Source organism: Terrabacter sp. NPDC000476, assembly GCF_040300125.1.
In the GTDB taxonomy this organism is placed as follows: domain Bacteria; phylum Actinomycetota; class Actinomycetes; order Actinomycetales; family Dermatophilaceae; genus Terrabacter.
The window spans coordinates 217,533-240,091 of the sequence record NZ_JBEPDF010000004.1; the positions used below are offsets into that span (position 1 = coordinate 217,533).

At 73.2% G+C, this 22,559-nt stretch carries 18 protein-coding genes; 14 read left to right on the plus strand and 4 right to left on the minus strand.

What is annotated here, in order from left to right; genetic code table 11:
• Positions 1 to 3: 3 nt before the first annotated feature.
• Both valS and ABT295_RS19925 read right to left on the minus strand, forming a co-directional pair.
• Positions 4 to 2,673: a valine--tRNA ligase gene (gene valS, locus ABT295_RS19920; protein WP_352396146.1), complete on the minus strand. Its 2,670-nt coding sequence runs from the start codon at positions 2,671 to 2,673 to the stop codon at positions 4 to 6.
• Between the two features lie 77 nt (positions 2,674 to 2,750).
• On the minus strand, positions 2,751 to 4,007 hold the full coding sequence (locus ABT295_RS19925) for a DUF2207 family protein (RefSeq protein ID WP_352396147.1): 1,257 nt from the start codon (positions 4,005 to 4,007) through the stop codon (positions 2,751 to 2,753).
• Positions 4,008 to 4,104: 97 nt separating this feature from the next.
• Here ABT295_RS19925 and ABT295_RS19930 point away from each other — a divergent pair, with 97 nt between their 5' ends.
• The 12 genes from ABT295_RS19930 (at position 4,105) to ABT295_RS19985 (ending at position 18,026) form a co-directional block, all read left to right on the plus strand.
• On the plus strand, positions 4,105 to 4,881 hold the full coding sequence (locus ABT295_RS19930; RefSeq protein WP_352396148.1) for a lysophospholipid acyltransferase family protein: 777 nt from the start codon (positions 4,105 to 4,107) through the stop codon (positions 4,879 to 4,881).
• Between the two features lie 21 nt (positions 4,882 to 4,902).
• Positions 4,903 to 5,676: a TIGR03936 family radical SAM-associated protein gene (locus ABT295_RS19935; protein ID WP_352396149.1), complete on the plus strand. Its 774-nt coding sequence runs from the start codon at positions 4,903 to 4,905 to the stop codon at positions 5,674 to 5,676.
• 207 nt (positions 5,677 to 5,883) lie between these two features.
• Positions 5,884 to 9,459 carry an Rne/Rng family ribonuclease gene (locus ABT295_RS19940; protein ID WP_352396150.1) on the plus strand — a complete coding sequence of 1,192 codons (3,576 nt, stop codon included), beginning with the start codon at positions 5,884 to 5,886 and terminating at the stop codon, positions 9,457 to 9,459.
• Between the two features lie 125 nt (positions 9,460 to 9,584).
• Positions 9,585 to 9,893 (plus strand): 50S ribosomal protein L21, encoded by a 309-nt coding sequence (rplU, locus tag ABT295_RS19945; protein WP_045190103.1) that lies wholly within the window; start codon positions 9,585 to 9,587, stop codon positions 9,891 to 9,893.
• Between the two features lie 47 nt (positions 9,894 to 9,940).
• The gene (rpmA, locus tag ABT295_RS19950; protein ID WP_344254274.1) at positions 9,941 to 10,210 is read left to right on the plus strand and encodes a 50S ribosomal protein L27; all 270 of its coding nucleotides are present in this window, start codon (positions 9,941 to 9,943) and stop codon (positions 10,208 to 10,210) included.
• A 133-nt stretch (positions 10,211 to 10,343) separates the two neighbouring features.
• Positions 10,344 to 11,870, plus strand: coding sequence for a GTPase ObgE (gene obgE / locus ABT295_RS19955; RefSeq protein ID WP_352396151.1), 1,527 nt, complete (start codon positions 10,344 to 10,346; stop codon positions 11,868 to 11,870).
• A gap of 104 nt (positions 11,871 to 11,974) precedes the next feature.
• Positions 11,975 to 13,099 (plus strand): sensor histidine kinase, encoded by a 1,125-nt coding sequence (locus ABT295_RS19960; RefSeq protein ID WP_352396152.1) that lies wholly within the window; start codon positions 11,975 to 11,977, stop codon positions 13,097 to 13,099.
• Entirely contained in the window at positions 13,096 to 13,899 is an 804-nt protein-coding gene (locus ABT295_RS19965; RefSeq protein ID WP_352396153.1) for a LytR/AlgR family response regulator transcription factor, read from the plus strand. Before ABT295_RS19960 ends, ABT295_RS19965 begins: the two co-directional genes overlap by 4 nt.
• The gene (locus ABT295_RS19970; RefSeq protein ID WP_352396154.1) at positions 13,896 to 14,330 is read left to right on the plus strand and encodes a hypothetical protein; all 435 of its coding nucleotides are present in this window, start codon (positions 13,896 to 13,898) and stop codon (positions 14,328 to 14,330) included. Before ABT295_RS19965 ends, ABT295_RS19970 begins: the two co-directional genes overlap by 4 nt.
• 3 nt (positions 14,331 to 14,333) lie before the next feature.
• The gene (locus ABT295_RS19975; RefSeq protein ID WP_352396155.1) at positions 14,334 to 15,905 is read left to right on the plus strand and encodes a sodium/solute symporter; all 1,572 of its coding nucleotides are present in this window, start codon (positions 14,334 to 14,336) and stop codon (positions 15,903 to 15,905) included.
• Between the two features lie 187 nt (positions 15,906 to 16,092).
• On the plus strand, positions 16,093 to 16,380 hold the full coding sequence (locus ABT295_RS19980; RefSeq protein ID WP_352396307.1) for a DUF485 domain-containing protein: 288 nt from the start codon (positions 16,093 to 16,095) through the stop codon (positions 16,378 to 16,380).
• Entirely contained in the window at positions 16,377 to 18,026 is a 1,650-nt protein-coding gene (locus ABT295_RS19985) for a monocarboxylic acid transporter (protein ID WP_352396156.1), read from the plus strand. The genes ABT295_RS19980 and ABT295_RS19985 overlap by 4 nt, the downstream gene beginning before the upstream one ends.
• Positions 18,027 to 18,092: 66 nt before the next feature.
• On the opposite strand, the gene proB is transcribed toward ABT295_RS19985, so the two are convergent.
• Positions 18,093 to 19,205 (minus strand): glutamate 5-kinase, encoded by a 1,113-nt coding sequence (proB, locus tag ABT295_RS19990; RefSeq protein ID WP_352396157.1) that lies wholly within the window; start codon positions 19,203 to 19,205, stop codon positions 18,093 to 18,095.
• 229 nt (positions 19,206 to 19,434) lie between these two features.
• On the opposite strand from proB, the gene ABT295_RS19995 reads away from it, so the two are divergent.
• Both ABT295_RS19995 and ABT295_RS20000 read left to right on the plus strand, forming a co-directional pair.
• The gene (locus tag ABT295_RS19995) at positions 19,435 to 20,718 is read left to right on the plus strand and encodes a glutamate-5-semialdehyde dehydrogenase (RefSeq protein WP_352396158.1); all 1,284 of its coding nucleotides are present in this window, start codon (positions 19,435 to 19,437) and stop codon (positions 20,716 to 20,718) included.
• 45 nt (positions 20,719 to 20,763) lie between these two features.
• Positions 20,764 to 21,459 (plus strand): class I SAM-dependent methyltransferase, encoded by a 696-nt coding sequence (locus tag ABT295_RS20000; protein ID WP_352396159.1) that lies wholly within the window; start codon positions 20,764 to 20,766, stop codon positions 21,457 to 21,459.
• Here the strand turns inward: ABT295_RS20000 and ABT295_RS20005 are convergent.
• A complete protein-coding gene (locus tag ABT295_RS20005; protein WP_352396160.1) occupies positions 21,444 to 22,511 on the minus strand; it encodes a glycosyltransferase family 2 protein in 1,068 nt (355 codons plus the stop codon). The genes ABT295_RS20000 and ABT295_RS20005 overlap by 16 nt on opposite strands.
• Positions 22,512 to 22,559 lie beyond the last annotated feature (48 nt).

Sequence of the window (22,559 nt, forward strand, 5' to 3'; positions counted from 1 at the left end):
CGTTCAGGCCGGCGGAGGTGTCTTCTCGACGGGCACGAGCTCGGCGTCACGCACCTCGACGGCCTCGCCCTCGGCATACGTCAGCTCGCTGATGCGACCCGTGGCGCGCAGGTCGGCCTCGGCGGCGCGCACGTGCGCCACGGACGCGGCCGGCGCGACGAGGGTCATGGTGCGCACCTCGGCGCGCATGCCGACCTTCGCCTCGGACTTGACCTTGCGCACGCCGGCGAGCGCGGCGCCCACCGAGGCGAGCAGCGCGGCGTCGCCACCGGTCGGCAGCTCGTCGCGGGTCGGCCACGCCTGGCGGTGCACGGAGCCCTCGCCGAACCACGACCACACCTCGGCCGTCGCGTAGGGCAGGAACGGCGCCAGCAGGCGCAGCAGCGTCTCGAGCGCGAGGCGCAGCGCAGCGCGGGCGCTCGCGGCGGCCTCGTCGCCCTGGCCGCCGTAGGCACGGTCCTTGACGAGCTCGAGGTAGTCGTCGCAGAAGGTCCAGAAGAACGACTCGGTCACCTCGAGCGAGCGCGTGTAGTCCCAGCTCTCGAAGCCCTGCGTGGCCTTGTCGACGACGACGGCGAGCGCCGAGAGCATCGACAGGTCGAGGGGATTCGTGACCGCCGCGCGCAGGTCGCCGGAGACGTCACCGAAGCCGAGCGCGAACTTGCTCGCGTTGAGCACCTTGATCGCGAGGCGCCGGCCGACCTTCATCTGGCCGGTGTCGTAGGCGGCGTCGGTGCCGAGGCGACCGGACGCGGCCCAGTAGCGCACGGCGTCGGCGCCGTTGGCCTTGACGACGTCCTCGGGCGTCTCGGCGTTGCCCTTGCTCTTGCTCATCTTCTTGCGGTCGGGGTCGAGGATCCAGCCGCTGATCGCGGCGTGGCGCCACGGCGCGACCCCGTGCTCGAGGAAGGAGCGCGTCACCGTGGCGAAGAGCCACGTCCGGATGATGTCGTGCCCCTGCGGCCGCAGGTCGTAGGGGAAGATCGAGCCGAAGAGGGCCTCGTCGGAGCCGAGCCGGCTCGCGCCGTCGGCCGCGCCCTCGCGCACCGGCCAGCCGGCCGCGATCTGCGGGGTGAGCGACGAGGTCGCCCACGTGTCCATGATGTCGGGGTCGGCGACGAAGCCGCCCGGCACGCCGCGCTGGCCCTCCTCGTAGCCCTCCGGCACGTCGATCTGCGGGTCAACCGGCAGCGCCGACTCCGGGGCGACGATCGGGTGCGCGTGGTCGGTCTCGCCGTCGGCCGTGACGGGGTACCACACCGGGAAGGGCACGCCGAAGAAGCGCTGGCGCGAGATGAGCCAGTCACCGTTGAGGCCCTCGACCCAGTTCTTGTAGCGCGAGCGCATGAAGGCGGGGTGGAAGTCCACCTCGTCACCCATGCCGACGAGCTTGCCGCGCAGGGCCTCCTCACGGCCGCCGTTGCGGATGTACCACTGCCGCGACGTGACGATCTCGAGCGGCTTGTCGCCCTTCTCGTAGAAGTTCGCCTTGCGCTGGGTCTTCTGCGGCTCGCCGTCGAGGTCACCCGACTCGCGCAGCGCCGCGACGACGGCCTCGCGCGCGCTGAACGTCGTCTTGGTGGCGAGCGAGCCGGCATACAGCTCCTCGCCGGGGCCGCCGACGAGCCACTCGGGCGTCTCGGCCTGCAGGCGCCCGTTGCGGGTGATGAGCGAGCGGATCGGCAGCTGCAGCTCGCGCCACCACAAAACGTCGGTGAGGTCGCCGAAGGTGCAGCACATGGCGATGCCGGCGCCCTTGTCCATCTCGGCCGCGCGGTGCGCGAGCACCGGCACCTCGACGCCGAAGAGGGGCGAGGTGACGGTCGTGCCGAAGAGGCCCTGGTAGCGCTCGTCGTCGGGGTGCGCGATGAGCGCGACGACCGACGGGATGAGCTCGGGGCGCGTCGTCTCGATGTGCACGGGCGTGCCGTCGGGACGGTGGAAGGCGACGCGGTGGTAGGCGCCGGGGTAGTCGCGCGCCTCGAGCTCGGCCTGCGCCACGGCGGTCTGGAACGTCACGTCCCAGAGGCCCGGGGCCTCGCTCTGGTAGGCCTCGCCGCGCTCGAGGTTGCGCAGGAAGGCCTGCTGGGCGACGGCGCGCGAGCGCTCGTCGATGGTGCGGTAGCTGATGTCCCAGTCGAGGCTGAAGCCGAGGCGGCGGAAGAGCGACTCGAAGGTCACCTCGTCCTTGACCGTCAGCACGTCGCACAGCTCGATGAAGTTCTTGCGGCTGATCGGGCGCTGGTCGGCGGCCTTGATGGCCTTGCCCTTGGCGTCGACGCCCTCCTCGAACGGCGGCGTGAAGCCCTCCTCGTAGGGCAGGCTCGCGTCGCCGCGCACGCCGTAGTAGTTCTGCACCCGCCGCTCGGTCGGCAGGCCGTTGTCGTCCCAGCCGATGGGGTAGAAGACCTCGAGCCCCCGCATGCGCTTGTAGCGCGCCATGCAGTCGGTGTGCGTGTAGCTGAAGACGTGCCCGACGTGCAGGCTGCCGCTCGCGGTCGGCGGCGGCGTGTCGATGGCGAAGACCTGGTCGCGGGGGAGCGACAGGGCGCGCTCGCGGTCGAAGGCGTAGGTGCCCTCGTCGGCCCATACCTGCATCCACTTCTCCTCGAGGCCGTCGAGCGAGGGCCGCTCGGGGATCCGCGAGGTGGTGGCGTCAGGTGCGTCAGTCATGCGGGCAATCCTTCCATGGCCGTCGGGGTGCCCTCGACCGCCTTTCCCCGGCGCCCGCCGCCCGTGTGTCGTCGCGCTCAGAAGTCGCAGCCGGGCAGGTCGCAGCCGTCGCAACCGTCGCCGCACCCGGGGAGCCCGTCCCACGAGAAGAGCGAGTCGGCGGCGTCGGTGAATCCGTCGACGCCGTCGAGCAGGTCGCCGGCGTCCGTCATCCACGTGAGCTCGCCGAGGTCGCCGAGCGCGTCCCCGAGCGCGTCCCCGAGCGACAGGTCGGAGCCGTCGGGTCCCGAGCCGCCGAAGTCGTACCAGTCGAGGCCGTCGACGTAGTCGACCCAGTGGCTCTCCTTCGCGAGGTCGCGCAGCAGGTCGGCGAAGTGGGCCGTGAGACCGAACGCGACGGCATACGGCAGGTAGCCGGTGAGCAGGGCGCGCTTCTCCTCGAACCTCAGCCGGTCAGCCTCGGCCGTCGCGAGGTACTCGCGGAAGCCCAGCGCCTGGATGCGCACCGCGGTTCCCTCCGCGGTGCGTGGCGTGCGCGCGCCGCCCCAGCGGGCCAGCACGACGAGCGCGACGACGAGGCCGACGAGGACCGGTGTCAGCGACCAGTCGTGCGCGTCGAGGAACGCGGCCACGACGACGACGGCGGCGGCGAGCGTGAGCGGCACGAGCAGCGCGAGCCCCGCCGCGCGGGTGCGCCCGTTGCGCGCCCGGGGGTGGCGGGCGTACCAGCCGCGGTCGACGACCTCGCGGTAGAGCCCGATCTGGGCCTCGCGCATGGTGAGGGCGAAGGAGCCGCGCAGCTGCGAGAGCCGCACGTGGTCGCGGCCCTCGAAGAGCCGGTCGAGGAGCAGCCGCTCGAAGGAGGAGGGTGTCTCGTCCGGCGGGCTGGGGCTGCGGCGCAGCTCCCAGTCCCGCGGCCGCTCGTCCTCACGCTCGCGCACGTCGACGATGCGGAACCAGCCGCGCACGGCGAGGTCGAGCAGGGTCGCGCTGACGTCGTGCGGGTCGGCGACGCCGTCGACGACCGTGCCGACGACGCCCGGTCGCACGACGCCCGCGCGTGCCTCACCCGGTCGGGGCGCCCCCGGCGGTGCGAAGGCCGGGGCCACGGTGCCCGACCACTGGCCGCCGCGCACCCGGCGCCGCGGGGCGCGGGCGGGATCGGTCGGCAGCAGGCCCGGCGTCACGTCGACGAAGACCTCGTCGCGCCCGCGCCACCACTTGACGAGCACCACGAGGGCGGCGAGCGCGACCGGCACGAGGCCGAGCACCGAAGCCCCGACGAGGGTGTCGCGATCGACGAGGGCCGGCACGGCGGCCGTGGCGTCGGTCACTGCGGCGATGGTGCTCACGGTCGTCCCCCGTCGGTCGGCGCGCCCGTTCGGCGCATCGGCGTGCCGAAGCGTAGCGACGCAGGGCAGAGTGTCCCCCATGGAGCCCGTCTACTCGTCCGTCATCGGTTTCGCCCGCGGGGTGTTCGCGATGCAGGGGCTGAAGTTCACCATCCTCGGCGAGGACAACGTGCCGCGCAGCGGGGGAGCCGTCATGACGGTCAACCACACCGGCTACTTCGACTTCGCCTACGCGGGGCTCGCCGCGCAGGGCTCGGGCCGCCTCGTGCGCTTCATGGCCAAGGACGGCGTCTTCTCGCACCCCGTGAGCGGGCCGCTCATGCGCGGCATGCACCACATCCCCGTCGACCGCACCGCCGGCGCGAGCTCGTATGCCGCAGCCCTCGACGCGCTGCGCGGTGGCGAGATCGTCGGGGTGTTCCCCGAGGCGACGATCTCGCGCTCGTTCGAGCTCAAGGAGTTCAAGACCGGCGCCGCGCGGATGGCGGCGGAGGCGGGCGTGCCGATCCTGCCCGTCGTCATCTGGGGCAGCCAGCGGGTCTGGTCCAAGGGGCTGCCGCGTCGCCTCGGCCGCACGAACGTGCCGATCCTCATCACCGTGGGTGAACCCGTGCCCGCGCCGGCCGATGCCGACCCCGAGGAGGTGACGGCTCGCTACAAGGCCGTCATGGCCGACCTGCTCGACACCGCGCAGGCCGCCTACGAGCCGCTCACCGGCCCCGACCTCAAGTACCTGCCGGCCCGGCTCGGCGGCACCGCTCCGACCCTCGCCGAGGCGACCCGGCTCGACGAGGAGGAGGCCCGCGAGCGGCAGCGCCGCGCGGACGCCGAGCGGGGCTTCTCCGCCGACCTCTGACGGCGCCGGTAGCCTTCGGGCATGGCTCGTCAGGCACGTCAGCGCGTCCCCGAGGGTCCGGCACCGGACCCCGCGGTCCAGAAGCTCCGGATCCGCTACACGAAGCGGGGGCGGCTGCGGTTCACCTCGAGCCGTGACTTCCAGCGCGCGCTCGAGCGGGCCCTGCGGCGCGCCGACGTGCCGATGGCGTTCTCCGCCGGCTTCCACCCGCACCCGAAGATCAGCTACGCGAACGCGGCCGCCACGGGCACCGGCAGCGAGGCCGAGTACGTCGAGATCTCCGTGACCCAGCGCGTCGACCCCGAGTCGGTGCGGGTGGCGCTCGACGAGGCGCTGCCCCGGGGCATCGACGTCGTCGAGGTCGTCGAGGCCGCCCCCGGGGCGCTCGCCGACCGGCTCGAGGCGAGCGACTGGGTGCTCGAGTTCGCCGGGGTGCCGCTCGAGGTCCTGCGCGCGGCCGTCGAGGGCCTGCTGGCGCTCGAGCGCGCCGAGGTGACGCGGATGACGAAGTCGGGCCCGCGCACCTTCGACGTGCGCGGTGCGATCGTCATGGCGCGGGTGCTGGGGCCGGCCGACGCGCTCGCCGACACGGTCACGTCTCACGTGATCGAGGGTGACTGTGCGATACTGCGCATGGTCGTACGGCACACCACACCTGCTGTACGCCCCGACGACATTCTGACCGCGCTGCGTGAGACCGCCGACCTGCAGCCTCCGCGTCCGCCACTGGTGACGCGTCTGGCGCAGGGACCGCTCGACACCGCATCCGCGAGGGTGACCGACCCGCTGGAATGACCCACCAGGTCATGACGGCGAACCGGTTGCCGACCAGAGGTCGCCGGCAGCCGGTCACGGGGCCGCGCCCAGCGCGAACCGTTTCCGGGTGTAGCGAGACGACTTCCGTCCGTCGCACACGCGGCGCGACGACTGCAACCGCACTCGTGCGGTGCCGACGGCCCCGGCCGCGTGTGGGTCGCACCGCACCTGACGGGAGACTGCCTGATGGCACCCAACGACACCCCCTCCACCGGCGACGAGACCCTGTTCGCCCAGGCCCCCGAGGCCGAGGCACCCGCGGCACCCGCGCCCCGCAGGCGCGCCTCGCGGCGGGTCACGACCGCGGCCGCGACGCCTGAGCCCAGCGCTCCGGCGGAGCCCAGCGTTCCCGCTGCTTCCACCGAGCCCGCTGCACCCGCCGAGCCGGACGCCCCCGCCGCACCGGACGCCGAGAGCGCGCCGGTCAAGAAGGCCGTCCGCAAGCGCGCCACCCGCAAGAAGGCGACCGCGGCACCGGCCGAGGCGCCCGCGACCGACGCCGCCCCGGTCGAGGCACCCGCTGCGCCCGCCGACGCCAGCACCGAGGCCGGCACCGACGCCAGCGCCGACACCAGCACCGACGACGAGCCCGCGAAGGCCGCCAAGACGGCCGCCAAGGCCGCCCGGGCACCGCGCGCGACGAAGGCCGCGAAGGCGCCGCGCGCGGCCGGCACGACCAAGCGCGCCTCTCGCTCCAAGACGGCCGCCCGCGCGGCCGAGGCGCTCGAGGAGCTCGTCGCCGAGGTGCACGCCACCGGTGACGGCGCCGACGAGGCCACGCCCGCCGGCACCGACCCGGCCCTGATCGACCACACGGCCCTCGCCCTCGACGAGGCGGTCGCCTCCGCGGGCACCCCCGAGGCGGCCCGTCCCGACGCCCCCGACGCCCCCGACGCCCCCGACGCCCCCGACGCCCCCGACGCCCCCGATGCCACCGACGCCGAGGACGAGGAGGGCGACGAGACCGACGGCACCGACGAGGCCGCGGCCGAGGTCGTGCCGAGCTTCAGCGTGCTCTTCCAGGCACCCGACGCGAGCCAGGCCACCCCGACGCGCCGTCGGCGCGCCGCCTCGGCCGAGGGTCCGCCCCCGCCCGCTGCCGTGCCCGCCGACGACGAGGACGACCGCGACGACCTCGGGGTCGACGAGGACGTCGAGGACGCCGACACGGGCCGCGACGCGCGCACCGGAAGCGACGAGGAGACCGCCCCGCGCCGCTCGCGCCGGCGCCGTGGTGGCAAGGGCCGTCGCGGACGCGGCGACGACGAGACCCAGGACGACGCCGCCGAGGCGGCCGAGACCGCCGAGTCCACTGAGACCGGCGGACGGCGCCGCTCCCGCCGCGGCTCCGGCAGCTCGGGCGGCTCGAGCGCTGCAGGCGGCGACGAGCAGGGCGGGTCCTCGGACGCCGGACGGGACGCCCGCGGTGCGGGTGACGCCCGGGACGGCAAGGACGCCTCCGACGCGAACGAGCGCGACGACCACGACGAGTCGACCGACTCGGACGACGAGGGCGGCTCGAGCCGCCGACGCCGTCGGCGCCGTCGCGCCGGGTCGAGCAGCGACTCGGGCGAGGAGAGCCCCAACGTCTCGACGCGCGTGCGGCAGCCCCGCGCGCAGAGCGACGAGCCGGTGGCCGTGCGCGGCTCCACCCGCCTGGAGGCCAAGAAGCAGCGCCGCCGCGAGGGCCGCGAGGCCGGACGGCGCCGCACCATCATTACCGAGGCCGAGTTCCTCGCCCGCCGCGAGGCCGTCGACCGCGTCATGGTCGTGCGCAACAAGGACGGGCGCACCCAGATGGGGGTGCTCGAGGACGGCGTGCTCGTCGAGCACTACATCGACCAGGCGACCAACGTCTCGATGGCCGGCAACATCTACCTCGGTCGCGTGCAGAACGTCCTGCCCTCGATGGAGGCCGCCTTCGTCGACATCGGCAAGGGCCGCAACGCCGTGCTCTACGCCGGCGAGGTCAACTGGGACGCCGCCGGGCTCGAGTCGAACCAGCCCAAGCGCATCGAGAACGCGCTGAGCTCGGGCCAGACCGTGCTCGTGCAGGTGACGAAGGACCCGATCGGCCACAAGGGAGCGCGCCTCACCTCGCAGATCTCGCTGCCCGGCCGTTACCTCGTCTACGTGCCGAACAGCTCGATGACCGGCATCAGCCGCAAGCTGCCCGACACCGAGCGCGCGCGCCTCAAGAAGATCCTGCGCGACGTCGTGCCGGACTCGGCGGGCGTCATCGTGCGCACCGCCGCGGAGGGGGCGAGCGAGGAGGAGCTGCGCGCCGACGTCGAGCGCCTCACGCGGACGTGGGAGGAGATCCAGTCCCAGGCCGAGGCCTCGTCGACGCCCCGGGCCGGCAAGAGCAAGGGCAAGAAGAAGAACGGCGGCGCCGGCTCCGTGACGGGCGGGCAGGCCCCGCTGCTGCTGCACGGCGAGCCCGACCTCACCGTCCGCGTCATCCGCGACGTGTTCAACGAGGACTTCAAGCAGCTCGTCGTCGCCGGCGAGCAGGCCTGGGACGAGATCCACCCGTACATCTCGTCGGTGGCCCCCGACCTCGCCGACCGCGTCACCAAGTGGACCTCGGACGAGGACCTCTTCGTGCACCACCGCGTCGACGAGCAGCTGGCCAAGGCGATGGACCGCAAGGTCTGGCTGCCGAGCGGCGGCTCGCTCGTCATCGACCGCACCGAGGCGATGACGGTCGTCGACGTCAACACCGGCAAGTTCGTCGGGTCGGGTGGCAACCTCGAGGAGACGGTCACCAAGAACAACATCGAGGCGGCCGAGGAGATCGTTCGGCAGCTGCGGCTGCGCGACATCGGCGGCATCATCGTCATCGACTTCATCGACATGGTGCTCGAGAGCAACCGCGAGCTCGTCGTGCGCCGCCTGCTCGAGTGCCTCGGCCGCGACCGCACGAAGCACCAGGTCGCCGAGGTCACCTCGCTCGGCCTCGTGCAGATGACCCGCAAGCGCGTCGGGTCGGGCCTCATCGAGGTCTTCTCCGAGACGTGCGAGCACTGCAACGGGCGCGGCTTCATCATCCACACCGCGCCGGTCGACAAGGGCGCCCACGCCCACGAGCAGAACCAGCCCGAGGGCAACGCGCGGCGTCGGGGCCGGGGCCAGTCGGGCCCCGCGACCGGCAACGGCGGCAGCGGCAACGGCGGCAGCGGCAACGGCTCGGGCAACGGCTCGGGCAACGGCGGGGGAGCGGCGTCCTCGTCCACGCAGCAGGAGGCGCGCCACTCCGGTCCGACCGCCGCCCAGATCGCGGCGGCCGCCCACGCCGCCGCGCTCAAGAGCGCGTTAGGCCAGCCGGTCGGCGAGGCCGCCGCGGAGGCCGTGGCCGAGGTGCAGGCGCAGCAGGACGGCCGGCAGCACCCGCAGCAGGACGACGGTCGTCCGCACGCGTTCCCCGACGACGACGGCCCGTGGTCGGGCGCCGACGCGCCGGCCCCCGCGGACGACACCGGGGCGCACGCCCAGGCGACCGAGGGCGGCAGCCACGTCGAGCTCGAGTCCGACGTCGTCGACGCGGCCCCGGCCGAGGAGCACGAGCCCCAGCCGGCCGAGGCCCCTGCCGCAGCCGAGGCACCCGCGGCGGCCGAGGAACCCGTAGCCCCGGCACCGACGGCCGAGACGGCCCAGTCGACGGGCCCCGCCACGCGCGGACGGCGCCGTCGGGGTCGGGTCGTCGCCCCGGCCGGCCCCCCGCGCGGGAACGCCGAGGGCGGTGCCGGCGACGGCGCCTGACCTCGGTTTGGAGCTGGGAGCTCCCAGCCGGTAATCTTGACCCTTGGTGCGCCCACCGGGCCCGTGTTGACGGGCCGGTACCGAAAGCGGCGACACCGAACCCTGATGAGAGAGTGAGTTTCACTGTGTACGCGATTGTTCGCGCTGGCGGTCGCCAGGAGAAGGTGTCGGTGGGCGATGTCCTGCTCGTCGACAAGGTGACGGGTCAGCCCGGCGATGCCATCGAGCTCACGCCGCTGCTCCTCGTGGACGGCACCACCGTCACGTCCGACGCCGACAAGCTGTCCAAGGTGTCGGTCAAGGCCGAGGTCGTCAAGGCCGCCAAGGGCCCCAAGATCGTCATCATGAAGTACAAGAACAAGACCGGCTACCGCAAGCGTCAGGGCCACCGTCAGCCGCTGACCCAGGTCAAGATCACTGACATCACCGCGTGATCGACGCCTGACCGGCTCGGCACAGAACTCTCAAGGAGACAACTGACATGGCACACAAGAAGGGTGCGTCCTCGACCCGCAACGGTCGCGACTCGAACGCACAGTTCCTCGGCGTCAAGCGCTTCGGTGGCCAGAAGGTCAACGCGGGCGAGATCCTCGTCCGCCAGCGCGGCACGCACTTCCACCCGGGTGAGGGCGTCGGTCGCGGTGGCGACGACACGCTGTTCGCCCTCGTCGCGGGCGCCGTCAAGTTCGGCACCAAGCGCGGCCGCAAGACCGTCAACATCGAGCAGCCGGAGCCGGCTGCCGCTGAGTGATCGCCTCGATCACGCACTGAGTGTGTTCCGGAAGGGCGGGCCCGCGCGGCCCGCCCTTCCGGCTTTCCCGGTGAGAGGCGTCCGTCCGCCGACGGATGCCGTCCGCCCCCTTTGATCTGGAAGAGTGACCCCCATGGCAGTGACCTTCGTCGACCGCGTGGTGCTGCATCTCAGCGCCGGTGCGGGTGGCCACGGAGTGGCCTCCGTCAAGCGTGAGAAGTTCAAGCCGCTCGGCGGCCCCGACGGCGGCAACGGCGGCCGGGGCGGCTCGGTCATCCTCCGGGTCGACCCGCAGTCGACGACGCTGCTCGAGTACCACCGGCACCCGCACCGCAAGGCCGGCAACGGTGCCCCGGGCGCCGGCGACGAGCGCAACGGTGCCGACGGCGACGACCTCGTGCTGGCGGTGCCGGAGGGGACCGTCGTCAAGGACGGCAGCGGCGCCATCATCGTCGACCTCGTCGGCATGGGCACCGAGCACGTCATCGCGGCCGGCGGCCGCGGCGGCCTCGGCAACAAGGCCCTGGCGAGCTCGCGCCGCAAGGCCCCCGGCTTCGCCCTGCTGGGCGAGCCCGGCGAGGACGTCGAGGTCGTGCTCGAGCTCAAGTCGCTCGCCGACGTCGCCCTCATCGGCTTCCCGAGCGCCGGCAAGTCCTCGCTCGTCTCGGTGCTCTCGGCCGCCAAGCCGAAGATCGCCGACTACCCCTTCACGACGCTCGTGCCCAACCTCGGGGTCGTCACGGCCGGCTCGAGCCGGTTCACCGTCGCCGACGTGCCCGGGCTCATCCCGGGCGCCCACGAGGGCAAGGGCCTCGGGCTCGAGTTCCTGCGGCACGTCGAGCGCTGCTCGGTGCTCGTGCACGTCATCGACTGCGCCACCCTCGAGCCGGGCCGCGACCCGATGACCGACCTCGACGTCATCGAGAACGAGCTCTCCCTCTACGTGCCGGACTCCTCGCTCGGCGGGCGACCGCTCGCGGAGCGCACCCGCATCGTCGTGCTCAACAAGGCCGACGTGCCCGAGGCGCGCGAGCTGGCCGAGATGGTCAAGCCCGACCTCGAGGCGCGCGGCATCGAGGTCTTCATCGTCTCCGCCGTCGCCCACCAGGGGCTGCGCGAGCTGAGCTTCGCCATGGCCCGCCACGTCGACGCCGCCCGCGCCGAGATCGAGGCCGAGGCGGCCACGCCGAAGCGCGTCGTGCTGCGGCCGCGGTCGGTCGACGACAAGGGCTTCTCGGTCACCCGCGAGGAGGGCCCCGACGGCGTCTTCTTCCGCGTCACCGGCGACCGGCCGGTGCGCTGGGTGCGCCAGACCGACTTCAGCAACGACGAGGCCGTGGGCTACCTCGCCGACCGGCTCGGCCGGCTCGGGGTCGAGGAGGAGCTCTACAAGGTCGGCGCCGTGGCGGGCGACACCGTCGTCATCGGTGCCACCGACGACGCCGTCGTCTTCGACTGGGAGCCGACCCTGCAGGCCGGCGCCGAGCTGCTCGGCTCGCGCGGCACCGACCTGCGCCTCTCGGAGTCCTCGCGCCCGACGCGGGACGAGAAGCGCGAGGCCCAGCGCGACCGCTACGCGGCGCGCGCGGCCACGCAGGAGGAGCTCGAGGCGGAGCGCCGCGCCGGCCTCTGGCACGTGCCCGCCGACGACGACGCCTGACCGGGGACCCCCGCCCGACGCGCGGCGGGACCCCTCGACCGGACCCCTCGACGGGACGTCCTGACGGGGGGCACCCGGCGGGGCGGACCGCATACAGTGTCGCCATGAGCTCGTGGGGCGCGATGCTGCGCCGGGGACAGCTGGGGACGCAGGCCGACCGGGCCACGTACCGCACCCTCCACACGGCGCTGCTCGCCTCGCCCCCGCTGCGCATGGGGCTGACGCCGACCGCCGCCGAGCGCTCGCTCAAGCACCTGCGGGCGCTCCTCGGGGCGCCGGCGGTCGCGATGACCGACACGAGCGGGTTGCTCGCCTGGGACGGTGGGCGGTCGCACCACGCGGGCCAGCCGGCCGTCATCTCGGCCGGCACCCTCGCGCACGGGCGCACGACCGTCGTCGACGGCCCCGACGTCGCGTGCGACGAGGCGTCGTGCGTCGTGCGGCAGGCCATCGTCGCGCCGCTCGACGTCGACGAGAAGGTCGTCGGCACGCTGCAGGTCTTCACCGGCCAGGCCTCGGCCGGCCTCGTCCGCGCGACGAACGAGGTGGCCCGATGGGTCTCGGGCCAGCTCGAGCTCGCCGAGCTCGACGCCTCGCGCACCCGGCTCATGGTGGCCGAGGTGCGCGCCCTGCGCGCGCAGATCAGCCCGCACTTCATCTACAACTCGCTGACCGCCATCGCCTCGTTCACCCGCACCGACCCGGAGCGGGCGCGCGAGCTGCTCCTCGACCTCGCGGAGTTCACCCGCTACTCCTTCCGCCGGCACGGCGAGTTCACGACGCTCGCCGAGGAGCTGCGCTCCATCGAGGCCTACCTCGTCATCGAGAAGGCGCGCTTCGGCGACCGACTGACGGTGACCCTGCGGGTGGCCCCGGAGGTGCTGCCGGTCGTCGTGCCGTTCCTCTGCCTCCAGCCCCTCGTCGAGAACGCGGTGCGCCACGGCCTCGAGGGGCGCGCGGGCGACGGCGAGATCAGCATCCTCGCGCAGGACGCCGACCACGAGTGCGTCGTCACCATCGAGGACAACGGCGTGGGTGAGGACCCCGAGCGGGTGCGCCGCGTGCTCGCGGGCGACCCCGGCAGCGACTCGGTGGGGCTCGCGAACGTCGACGAGCGGCTGCGCGCGGCCTTCGGCGACGACCACGGCCTCGTCGTCGAGACCGCGCCCGGCGCCGGCACGAAGGTCGTCGTGCGGCTGCCCAAGTTCCGACCGGGGGTGCACGTGTGAGCGGGCAGCCCCACGGCGTCGAGCCGGGGGAGCCGGCCGCCCCGGCGCCGGCCCTGCGCGTGCTCGCCGTCGACGACGAGGCCCCCGCGCTCGACGAGCTGGTGTGGATGCTGGGGCGCCACGAGTGCGTCGGTCAGGTCGTGCCGGCGGGGTCGGGCGAGGCGGCGCTGCGGGTGCTGCACGAGGAGGCCGTCGACGCGATCTTCATGGACGTGCAGATGCCGGGCCTCAGCGGGCTCGACCTCGCGCGGGTGCTCTCGCGCTTCAGCGCCCAGCCGCCCGTCGTCTTCGTCACGGCGCACGAGGAGCACGCCGTCGACGCGTTCGAGCTCAACGTCGTCGACTACGTGCTCAAGCCGGTCCGCGACGAGCGGCTCGACCAGGCCGTGCGTCGCGTCGTGCGCCAGATCCACGGTCGGGAGTCCGCGGGCGAGGCCACCGGGCCGGCCGACGAGAGCATCGTCGTCGAGCTCGCCGGGGTGAGCCGACTCGTGGCCCGCTCGGACGTGCTCTTCGTCGAGGCCCAGGGTGACTACGCGCGGCTGCACACCGCCACCGAGAGCCACCTCGTGCGGGTGCCGCTCACGACCCTCGCCGACCAGTGGCGCGAGGCCGGCTTCGTGCGCATCCACCGGTCCTCGCTCGTCGCGCTCGGCCACATCACCGAGTGGCGCACCGAGGGCGCCCGCACGACCGTCGTCGTCGGCGGGCACGAGCTCGTCGTCAGCCGGCGGCACACCCGTGCCCTGCGCGACCTGCTCGTGCGCCGCGCCCAGCCGCTCGGACGGGCCGGGTCGTGAGCCAGGGCACCGACGACGGCCCGCGCGAGGGCACGCGCGACGGCACCCGTGAGGGCACGCGCGAGGGCGCCCGGGCGCGGGTGCGGGTGACGAGCCCGCGCGCGTCGGCCGCGAGCACCCGGCCCGTCTCGATCGCGTCGGAGATCGACGAGCAGACCCGCCTCGGCGAGGTCTACATCTCCTCGCTCATGCGCAGCCAGCTGCGCCTCGCCCTCGTCGTGCTCGTCGTGCTCGGCCTCACCCTGGGCCTGCTGCCGCTGCTGCTCCACCTCGTGCCCGAGATCGGCCGGCTCGACGTCGTCGGGGTCCCGCTGCCGTGGCTGCTGCTGACGGTCGTCGCCTTCTCGGAGATCATCGGTCTCGGCTGGTACTACGTGCGCCACGCGGAGCGCAACGAGGACGCGTTCAGCGACCTGCTCGACGGGCGCTGACCGGTGGTCGACAACGCCGCGAGCATCGTCGCCGTCCTGCTCGTCTCCGTCGCGTCGCTCGCGGTGGGTGCCTTCGGGCTGCGGCTGTCGCGCACCATGAGCGATTTCTACGTCGCCTCGCGCGGCGTGAGCCCCGTGCTCAACGCGTCCGCCATCAGCGGCGAGTACCTCTCTGCCGCTTCGTTCCTCGGCGTCGCGGGCCTCGTGCTCGCGCGCGGTGTCGACATGCTGTGGCTGCCGGTCGGGTGGACGGCGGGCTACCTGCTGCTCCTCGCCTTCGTCGCGGCGCCGCTGCGCCGGTCGGGCGCCTACACGCTGCCGGACTTCGCGCAGCTGCGCCTCGAGTCGGTGCTCGCGCGACGGCTGTCCAGCCTGCTCGTCGTCGCCATCGGGCTGCTCTACCTCATCCCGCAGTTCCAGGGCGCCGGGCTCACGCTGCGCACGCTGACGGGTGCGCCGTCCTGGGTCGGGCAGTTCGCCGTCGCGATCGTCGTCTGCCTCAACGTCCTGCCCGGCGGCATGCGCAGCGTGACGCTCGTGCAGGCCTTCCACTACTGGCTCAAGCTGCTCGCCCTGCTGACACCGCTCTTCTTCGTCCTCGGCGCCGCCGGCGCGCGCAGCGGCAACCCCGACGTCGGAGCCGTCGACGTCGCGGCGTGGGTCGAGCCGCTCCAGGGCGAGCACGCGCTCTACCTCACCTACTCGCTCGTGCTCGCCACCTTCCTCGGCACGATGGGGCTGCCCCACGTCGTCGTGCGCTTCTACACCAACCGCGACGGCCGGGCCTCGCGCCGCACGACCCTCGCCGTGCTCGTCCTGCTCTCGGGCTTCTACCTGCTGCCCGTCCTCTACGGGGTGCTCGGCCGCCTCTACGCGCCCGACCTCGTCGCGGCCGGGCGGGCCGACTCGGTCGTGCTGGAGCTGCCGAGCCGGCTCTTCGACGGGCCGCTCGCGGAGGGCCTGACGGCGCTGCTCGCGGCCGGCGCGTTCGCCGCCTTCCTCTCGACGTCGACCGGCCTCGTCGTCTCGGTGGCCGGGGTGCTGAGCCAGGACCTCGTGCGCACCGGCACGGGCCACCGGCAGGGCATCCGGGCCTTCCGGCTCTCGACCGTCATCGCCGTCACCGTCTCGGTCGCGCTCACGGTGGCCTCCGCAGGAGTGCCGGTCGCGCACGCGGTCGAGCTGACCTTCGCCGTGGCGGCCTCGACGTTCTGCCCGATGCTCGTGCTCGGCATCTGGTGGCGCGGGCTCACGGCGCCGGGGGCGATCGCCGGCCTCGTCGTCGGTGGCGGCCTCTCCATGGGCGCCGTCGTGTCGACGACGTTCGGCATCGCGACGCACGGCTGGGTCGGGGTCGTGCTGACCCAGCCGGCAGCCGTCAGCGTGCCGCTGGCGTTCGTCACGATGGTGCTCGCCTCGCTCGCGACCCGCTCGCGCACGCCCGAGCACGTCGGGCAGACGATGGTGCGGCTGCACGCCCCGGAGCACCTCAGCCTCAACCGCGGGTCGTTCCACCCCGAGCGCGCGTCCCGATCGACCGCTCGTCGCGCGCGACCGACCGCTCGTCGCAGCTGAGGCTGCGCACGGCGAGCCGTCGGCGCCACTCGGCGACGTCGGGTCGCGTCGGTCTGCCGCCCGTACGGCCGGGCTCCTACCTTTGCACTCACCGCAGTCACCGGAGACCAGCACGACCAACCGCCCCGGAGGTGGCCCAGTGAGCAAAGAAGCTCCAGAGCGCGTGGAGGACGACCTCAACGTCGCCATGCAGAACTCCGACGAGTTCGCCCAGCTGAGAAGCAAGTTCAGGCGATTCGTCTTCCCCCTCACCGCGCTCTTCCTTGCGTGGTACTTCCTCTACGTCCTGCTGTCCGTGTTCGCCAAGGACTTCATGGGCACGCGCGTCGTCGGCAACGTCACGTGGGGCCTGGTCCTCGGCCTGCTCCAGTTCGTGTCGACGTTCACCATCACGATGGTCTACGCCCGGTGGGCCGACCGCGTCTTCGACCCCGAGGCCGAGGCCCTGGCCCGCAAGATGGGAGCCACCTCGTGAGCGCCGCCGCCCTGCTCGCCGCTCCCGCGTTCGCGCCCGCGGCCACGACGGTCGGCAACCCGGCCATCAACATCGGCATCTTCGCCCTCTTCGTCGTCGTCACGCTGGCGATCGTCATCCGGGCCTCGCGCAACAACCGCAGCGCTGCCGAGTACTACGCCGGCGGGCGCGCGTTCACCGGCCGCCAGAACGGCATCGCCATCGCCGGCGACTACCTCTCGGCCGCCTCGTTCCTCGGCATCGCCGGGGCCATCGCCATCAACGGCTACGACGGGTTCCTCTACTCGATCGGCTTCCTCGTCGCGTGGCTCGTCGCCCTGCTCCTCGTCGCCGAGCTGCTCCGCAACGTCGGCAAGTACACGATGGCCGACGTCCTCAGCTTCCGGCTGCGCCAGCGCCCCGTGCGCATCGCCGCGGCCACCTCGACGCTCGTCGTCTCGTTCTTCTACCTGCTGGCCCAGATGGCCGGCGCCGGTGGTCTCGTCGCGCTGCTCCTCGGCATCGACGGGGCGCTGGGCCAGCGCCTGGTCATCGTCGTCGTCGGCGTCATCATGATCTTCTACGTCATCTACGGCGGCATGAAGGGCACGACGTGGGTGCAGATCATCAAGGCCGTGCTGCTCATCATCGGTGCCGGCATCATGACGCTCTGGGTGCTCGGCAAGTTCGGGCTCAACCTCTCGACGCTCCTCGGTGACGCCACGACCGCGTCGCAGTCCGCGGGGGGCAAGGACCTCATGCAGCCGGGGCTGCAGTACAAGAACCCCATCGACTTCATCTCGCTGTCGATGGCGCTCGTGCTGGGCACGGCCGGCCTGCCGCACGTGCTCATGCGCTTCTACACGGTGCCCACCTCGCGCGAGGCCCGGCGCTCGGTCGTCTGGGCCATCTGGCTCATCGGCATCTTCTACCTCTTCACCCTCGTGCTCGGCTTCGGTGCCGCCGACCTCGTCGGCTCGGCCGCCATCAAGGCCGCGCCGGGCGGCGTCAACTCGGCCGCACCGCTCCTGGCGTTCGAGCTCGGCGGCGAGATCCTCCTCGGCATCATCTCGGCGGTCGCCTTCGCGACGATCCTCGCGGTCGTCGCGGGGCTGACGATCACGGCGAGCGCCTCGCTCTCGCACGACATCTACAACACCGTCGTCAAGAAGGGCACGGCCACCCCGGAGGAGGAGGTCAAGGTCGCGCGGATCTCGGCCCTCGTCCTCGGTGCGGTCGCGATCATCGGCGGCATCTTCGCCCTCGGCCAGAACATCGCCTTCCTCGTGGCCCTCGCCTTCGCCGTCGCGGCGAGCGCGAACCTGCCGACGATCCTCTACTCGCTCTTCTGGAAGCGGTTCAACACCCGCGGGGCGCTGTGGAGCATCTACGGCGGCCTGGTCAGCGCCATCACGCTCATCGTCTTCAGCCCCGTCGTGTCGGGCAAGGCGATCGACCCGGTGACGAAGAAGAGCCCGTCGATGCTGCAGGAGGTCGACTTCCACTGGTTCCCGCTCGACAACCCGGGCATCGTCTCGATCCCGCTCGGCTTCCTGCTCGGCTGGCTCGGCACGGTCACGAGCAAGGAGTACAACGCGGCGAAGTACGCGGAGATGGAGGTGCGCTCGCTCACCGGCCACGGAGCCGAGGGCGCCAGCACGCACTGACCCCGTCCCGCGCGGACCAGGGGTCCGGACGGCCACGCCCCCTCGGGGCGTGGCCGTCCGGCCGTGTCAGAGCACGACGAGGTCGTCGCGGTGGATGACCTCGCGCTCGTACTCCGGCCCCAGGTCGCGGGCCAGCTCCTTCGTCGAGCGGCCGAGCAGGGCCGGCAGCTCGTTCGAGCTGTAGTTGACGAGGCCGCGGGCGACCGGCGTGCCGTCCGGCCCGCAGACGTCGACGGGGTCGCCGTCGTGGAAGGTGCCCTCGACGGCCGTGATGCCGGCGGGCAGCAGTGACTTCTTGCGCACGACGAGTGCGGTCACCGCCCCCTCGTCGACGACGAGCCGGCCGCGCGCGGTCGTGGCGTGCTCCAACCACAGCCGGCGCGAGCGGCCGCGCACGCCGATCGGCAGGAAGACGGTGCCGACGTCCTCACCGGCCAGCACCTGCACGACGCGGGCGGCGGCCGTCACGGTCGTCACCACCCCGGCGGCCGTGGCGATGCGCGCCGCCTCGATCTTCGTCGTCATGCCGCCGGTGCCGACCTTGGAGCCGCTGCCGCCGATCTCGACGCCGACGAGGTCGTGGGGGCCGCGCACGACCGGGATCCGGCTCGCGCCGGGCCGGCTCGGCGGCCCGTCGTAGAGCGCGTCGACGTCGGAGAGCAGCACGAGGGCGTCGGCGTCGATGAGGTGCGCGACGAGGGCAGCGAGCCGGTCGTTGTCGCCGAAGCGGATCTCGCTCGTCGCGACCGTGTCGTTCTCGTTGACGACGGGCAGCACCCCGAGGTCGAGGAGGCGCTCGAGCGTGCGGCGGGCGTTCGCGTAGTGGGTGCGCCGCGTCACGTCGTCGGCCGTGAGCAGCACCTGGCCGACGGTGATGTCGTGGGCGTCGAAGGCCCGCGTGTAGGCGGCGAGCAGCGCGCCCTGCCCAACGGATGCCGCGGCCTGCTGGGTCGCGAGGTCGCGGGGGCGCGTGGTGAGCCCGAGGGGGTGGATGCCGGCCGCGATCGCGCCGGAGCTGACGAGGACGATCTGCGCGCCACCGAGGTGCCGGCCCGCGAGGGCCTCGACGAGCGCCGTGAGCCGGGCCGGGTCGAGGCCGCCGTCCGGGCCCGTCAGCGAGCTCGAGCCGACCTTGACGACGAGGCGGCGGGCGTTGCGCAGGACCGAGTGGGGCGACACACCCCGAACCCTAGTGACGCGCGCGCGCCCTCGCAGGCCCGTCCAGGCCCGTCCAGCCCCGTCCAGCCCGTCCGGCCGTGTCGTTCCGCGCCGACGAACCGCCACGAGCCGGTGTGCCGGGGCCCGCCCGTGCGCGGAACGGCGCGGTTCCCGGGTCCGTGGCGGTCCGCCGGTCCCAGCAGCCGGGAACGCGTGCGGCGCGAGCGGCCCGACGACCTACGCTGGAGCCATGTCACAGACGATCGACCCCGCCGTCGTCGAGCACGTCACCGCCCTGGCCGAGCGGGCTCGCGTGGCCTCGCGCCGGCTCGCCCTCCTCTCGCGCGCCGAGAAGGACGCCGCCCTGCTGCAGCTGGCCGACGCCGTCGAGGCGGCCACGGCCGCCGTCGTCGCCGCCAACGCCGAGGACCTCGAGCGCGGCCGGGCGACGGGCATGGGCGAGAGCCTGCAGGACCGGCTGCGCCTCGACGAGGCGCGCGTCGCCGCGGTCGCCCAGGCCCTGCGCGACGTGGCCGCGCTGCCCGACCCGGTCGGCGAGATCGTGCGCGGCTCGACCCTCGCGAACGGCCTGCAGATCCGCCAGGTGCGCGTGCCGATGGGGGTCGTCGGGATGATCTACGAGGCCCGCCCCAACGTCACCGTCGACGCGGCCGGGCTCACCCTCAAGTCGGGCAACGCGGTGCTCCTGCGCGGCGGCTCGGCCGCGGCCAGCAGCAACCACGCGCTCGTCGAGGCGATGCGGGGTTCACTTGCAGCGCAAGGCCTCCCGGTCGACGCGATCACGCTGCTCGAGGAGGGCGGGCGCGACGCCGCCCGGGCCCTGATGACCGCGCGCGGTCACGTCGACCTCGTCATCCCGCGCGGGGGAGCCGACCTCATCGCGACGGTCGTGCGCGAGTCGACCGTGCCCGTCATCGAGACCGGCGTCGGGGTCTGCCACGTCTACGTCGACCGCGCTGCCGACCTCGACAAGGCCCGCGCGATCACCCTCAACGCGAAGACGCACCGGCCGAGCGTGTGCAACGCGGCCGAGTCGCTCCTCGTGCACCGCGACGTCGCGGCCGACTTCCTGCCCAAGACGCTCACCGACCTCGCGGGCGCGGGGGTGCGACTGCACGTGGCACCCGAGGTGACCGAGCACGCCGACGCGGCCGGGGCGGCATACGCCCTCGCGAGCGAGGCCGACTTCGGCACGGAGTGGCACGGGCTCGAGATGAGCGTCGCGGTGGTCGACGGCATCGACGAGGCCATGGAGCGCATCCGGCGCTTCGGCACCGGGCACACCGAGGCGATCGTGACGGAGGACCGCGCGGCGGCCCGGCGCTTCACGGCCGAGGTCGACGCGGCCGCCGTCATGGTCAACGCGAGCACCCGCTTCACCGACGGCGGGGAGTTCGGCTTCGGCGCCGAGATCGGCATCTCGACGCAGAAGCTGCACGCGCGCGGGCCGATGGCGCTGCCCGAGCTGACGACGACGAAGTGGATCGTCGAGGGCGACGGCCACACGCGCTGACCAGCCTCCCGCACCTGCGCGGGGGCGATGGCATGATGTGCCCTCATGGAAGGCACCGAGGTCCGCAAGCTCGCCGAGCTCGAGGACGACCACTGGTGGTACCGGGAGCGGCGCCACCTCCTGGCCAAGGCGATCACGGGTCTCGCGCCGGGACGCGCCATCGACATCGGTGCGGCAGGCGGCGGCAACACGCGCGTGCTGCGTGACCACGGCTGGCAGGCGGTGGCACTCGAGTACGGCGCCGACGGCGCCGAGGTGGCGCACGGGCGCGGCCTCGCGACCCTGCGCGGCGACGCGACGCGCCTCCCGCTCGCCGACGCGAGCCTCGACCTCGTCGTCGCCTTCGACCTGCTCGAGCACCTGCACGACGACGACGCCGCCGTCGCGGAAGTGCGGCGCGTGCTCAAGCCGACGGGCACCTACCTCGTCGCCGTGCCGGCCGACCCGAGGCTGTGGTCGAGCCACGACGAGGCGGTCGACCACGTGCGCCGCTACACCCGCGAGGGACTGCTCGACCTGCTCGACCGGGGCGGCTTCGCGGTGCGCGACGTGCGGTCGTGGAACGTGCTGCTCCGGCCCGTGGTCGCGATGCGTCGTCGCACGAGCTCGGGCTCGGACCTCGAGGACCTGCACCCCGTGGTCAACCTCGGCCTGCGCACCATCATCACGGCCGAGCGCTACCTGCCGGTCGGGTCGCTGCCCGGCGTCAGCCTGCTCGTGCGCGCTCAGCCGCGCAGCTGAGTCGGCTGCGGCTCGGGGGAGCGCGCCGGCTCCGCCGCCGGCGCTCCCGGCTCGGTCTGGATGGCGGCGCCGTTCGGCTGCGCCGGGAGCGGGGTGTCGGTCGGGCCGTGCGCGCCGCTGTCGGCCGTCATCGAGTCGTAGGCGATGAAGTAGGTCGGCCGGCCCTGCATGTGGCCGTACATCCGCCCGATGTACTCGCCGAGGATGCCGACGCAGACGAGCTGCACGGCGCCGACGCCCGCGACGATGGCGACCGTCGAGGTCCAGCCGGCGACGGTGTGGCCCTGCGAGCGGGAGATGAGCGTGTAGAGCACGAGCAGCACGGCGAGCACCGCGCCACCGAAGCCGGCGAACGTCGCGAGCCGCAGGGGCGCCGTGGAGAAGCCGGTCAGCGAGTCGAGCGAGAGCTTGACCATCTTCAGGAGCGGGTACTTCGAGTCGCCCGCGGCGCGCTCCTCGCGCTTGTACTCCACCGTGTCCGACGGGAAGTTGAGGGCCGGGACGATGAAGCGCAGCACCCGGTTGTGCTCGGGGAGGCTGTTGATCGCGTCGACGGTGGCGCGGGACATGAGGCGGTAGTCGCCGGCGTCGGCGTGCGCGGGGGTCTGCGACATCAGGCCGATGAGCTTGTAGAAGGCCTGCGCGGAGACCCGCTTGAACCACGTGTCGGTCGAGCGGTCGTTCCGCACGCCGTAGACGACGTCGACGCCGTCGTCCTTCGCGGCGGCGAGCATCCGGGGGATGATCTCGGGCGGGTCCTGCAGGTCGGCGTCGATGGTGACGACGTAGTCGCCGAGGGCGCTGACGAGCCCGGCCGAGATCGCGGCCTGGTGCCCGGCGTTGGCGCGCAGCCGCACGACGCGCAGGTTCGGCCACTCCCGGTGGTAGCGCTGGAGCAGGGCGGCGGTGAGGTCCTTGCTGCCGTCGTCGACGGCGACGACCTCGTAGCTGCCGCCCATCCCGTCGAGGAGGGGCCGCAGGCGCTCGACGAGGAGGGGCAGCACCTCCTCCTCGTTGTACATCGGGATGACCACGGACAACTCGGGAACCATGCGATCTAGGGTACGGCCGCCGATGGGCTGCGCCTGTCGCCGCGCTGT

Excerpts from the sequence above, each read along its gene's own strand:
- valS (WP_352396146.1), bottom strand. The coding sequence starts at position 2,673 with ATGACTGACGCACCTGACGCCACCACCTCGCGGATCCCCGAGCGGCCC.
- obgE (WP_352396151.1), top strand. The coding sequence starts at position 10,344 with ATGGCAGTGACCTTCGTCGACCGCGTGGTGCTGCATCTCAGCGCCGGT.
- ABT295_RS19930 (WP_352396148.1), top strand. The coding sequence starts at position 4,105 with ATGGAGCCCGTCTACTCGTCCGTCATCGGTTTCGCCCGCGGGGTGTTC.
- ABT295_RS19995 (WP_352396158.1), top strand. The coding sequence starts at position 19,435 with ATGTCACAGACGATCGACCCCGCCGTCGTCGAGCACGTCACCGCCCTG.
- ABT295_RS19980 (WP_352396307.1), top strand. The coding sequence starts at position 16,093 with ATGCAGAACTCCGACGAGTTCGCCCAGCTGAGAAGCAAGTTCAGGCGA.
- ABT295_RS20005 (WP_352396160.1), bottom strand. The coding sequence starts at position 22,511 with ATGGTTCCCGAGTTGTCCGTGGTCATCCCGATGTACAACGAGGAGGAG.
- rpmA (WP_344254274.1), top strand. The coding sequence starts at position 9,941 with ATGGCACACAAGAAGGGTGCGTCCTCGACCCGCAACGGTCGCGACTCG.
- ABT295_RS19940 (WP_352396150.1), top strand. The coding sequence starts at position 5,884 with ATGGCACCCAACGACACCCCCTCCACCGGCGACGAGACCCTGTTCGCC.
- ABT295_RS20000 (WP_352396159.1), top strand. The coding sequence starts at position 20,764 with ATGGAAGGCACCGAGGTCCGCAAGCTCGCCGAGCTCGAGGACGACCAC.
- ABT295_RS19960 (WP_352396152.1), top strand. The coding sequence starts at position 11,975 with ATGAGCTCGTGGGGCGCGATGCTGCGCCGGGGACAGCTGGGGACGCAG.
- ABT295_RS19935 (WP_352396149.1), top strand. The coding sequence starts at position 4,903 with ATGGCTCGTCAGGCACGTCAGCGCGTCCCCGAGGGTCCGGCACCGGAC.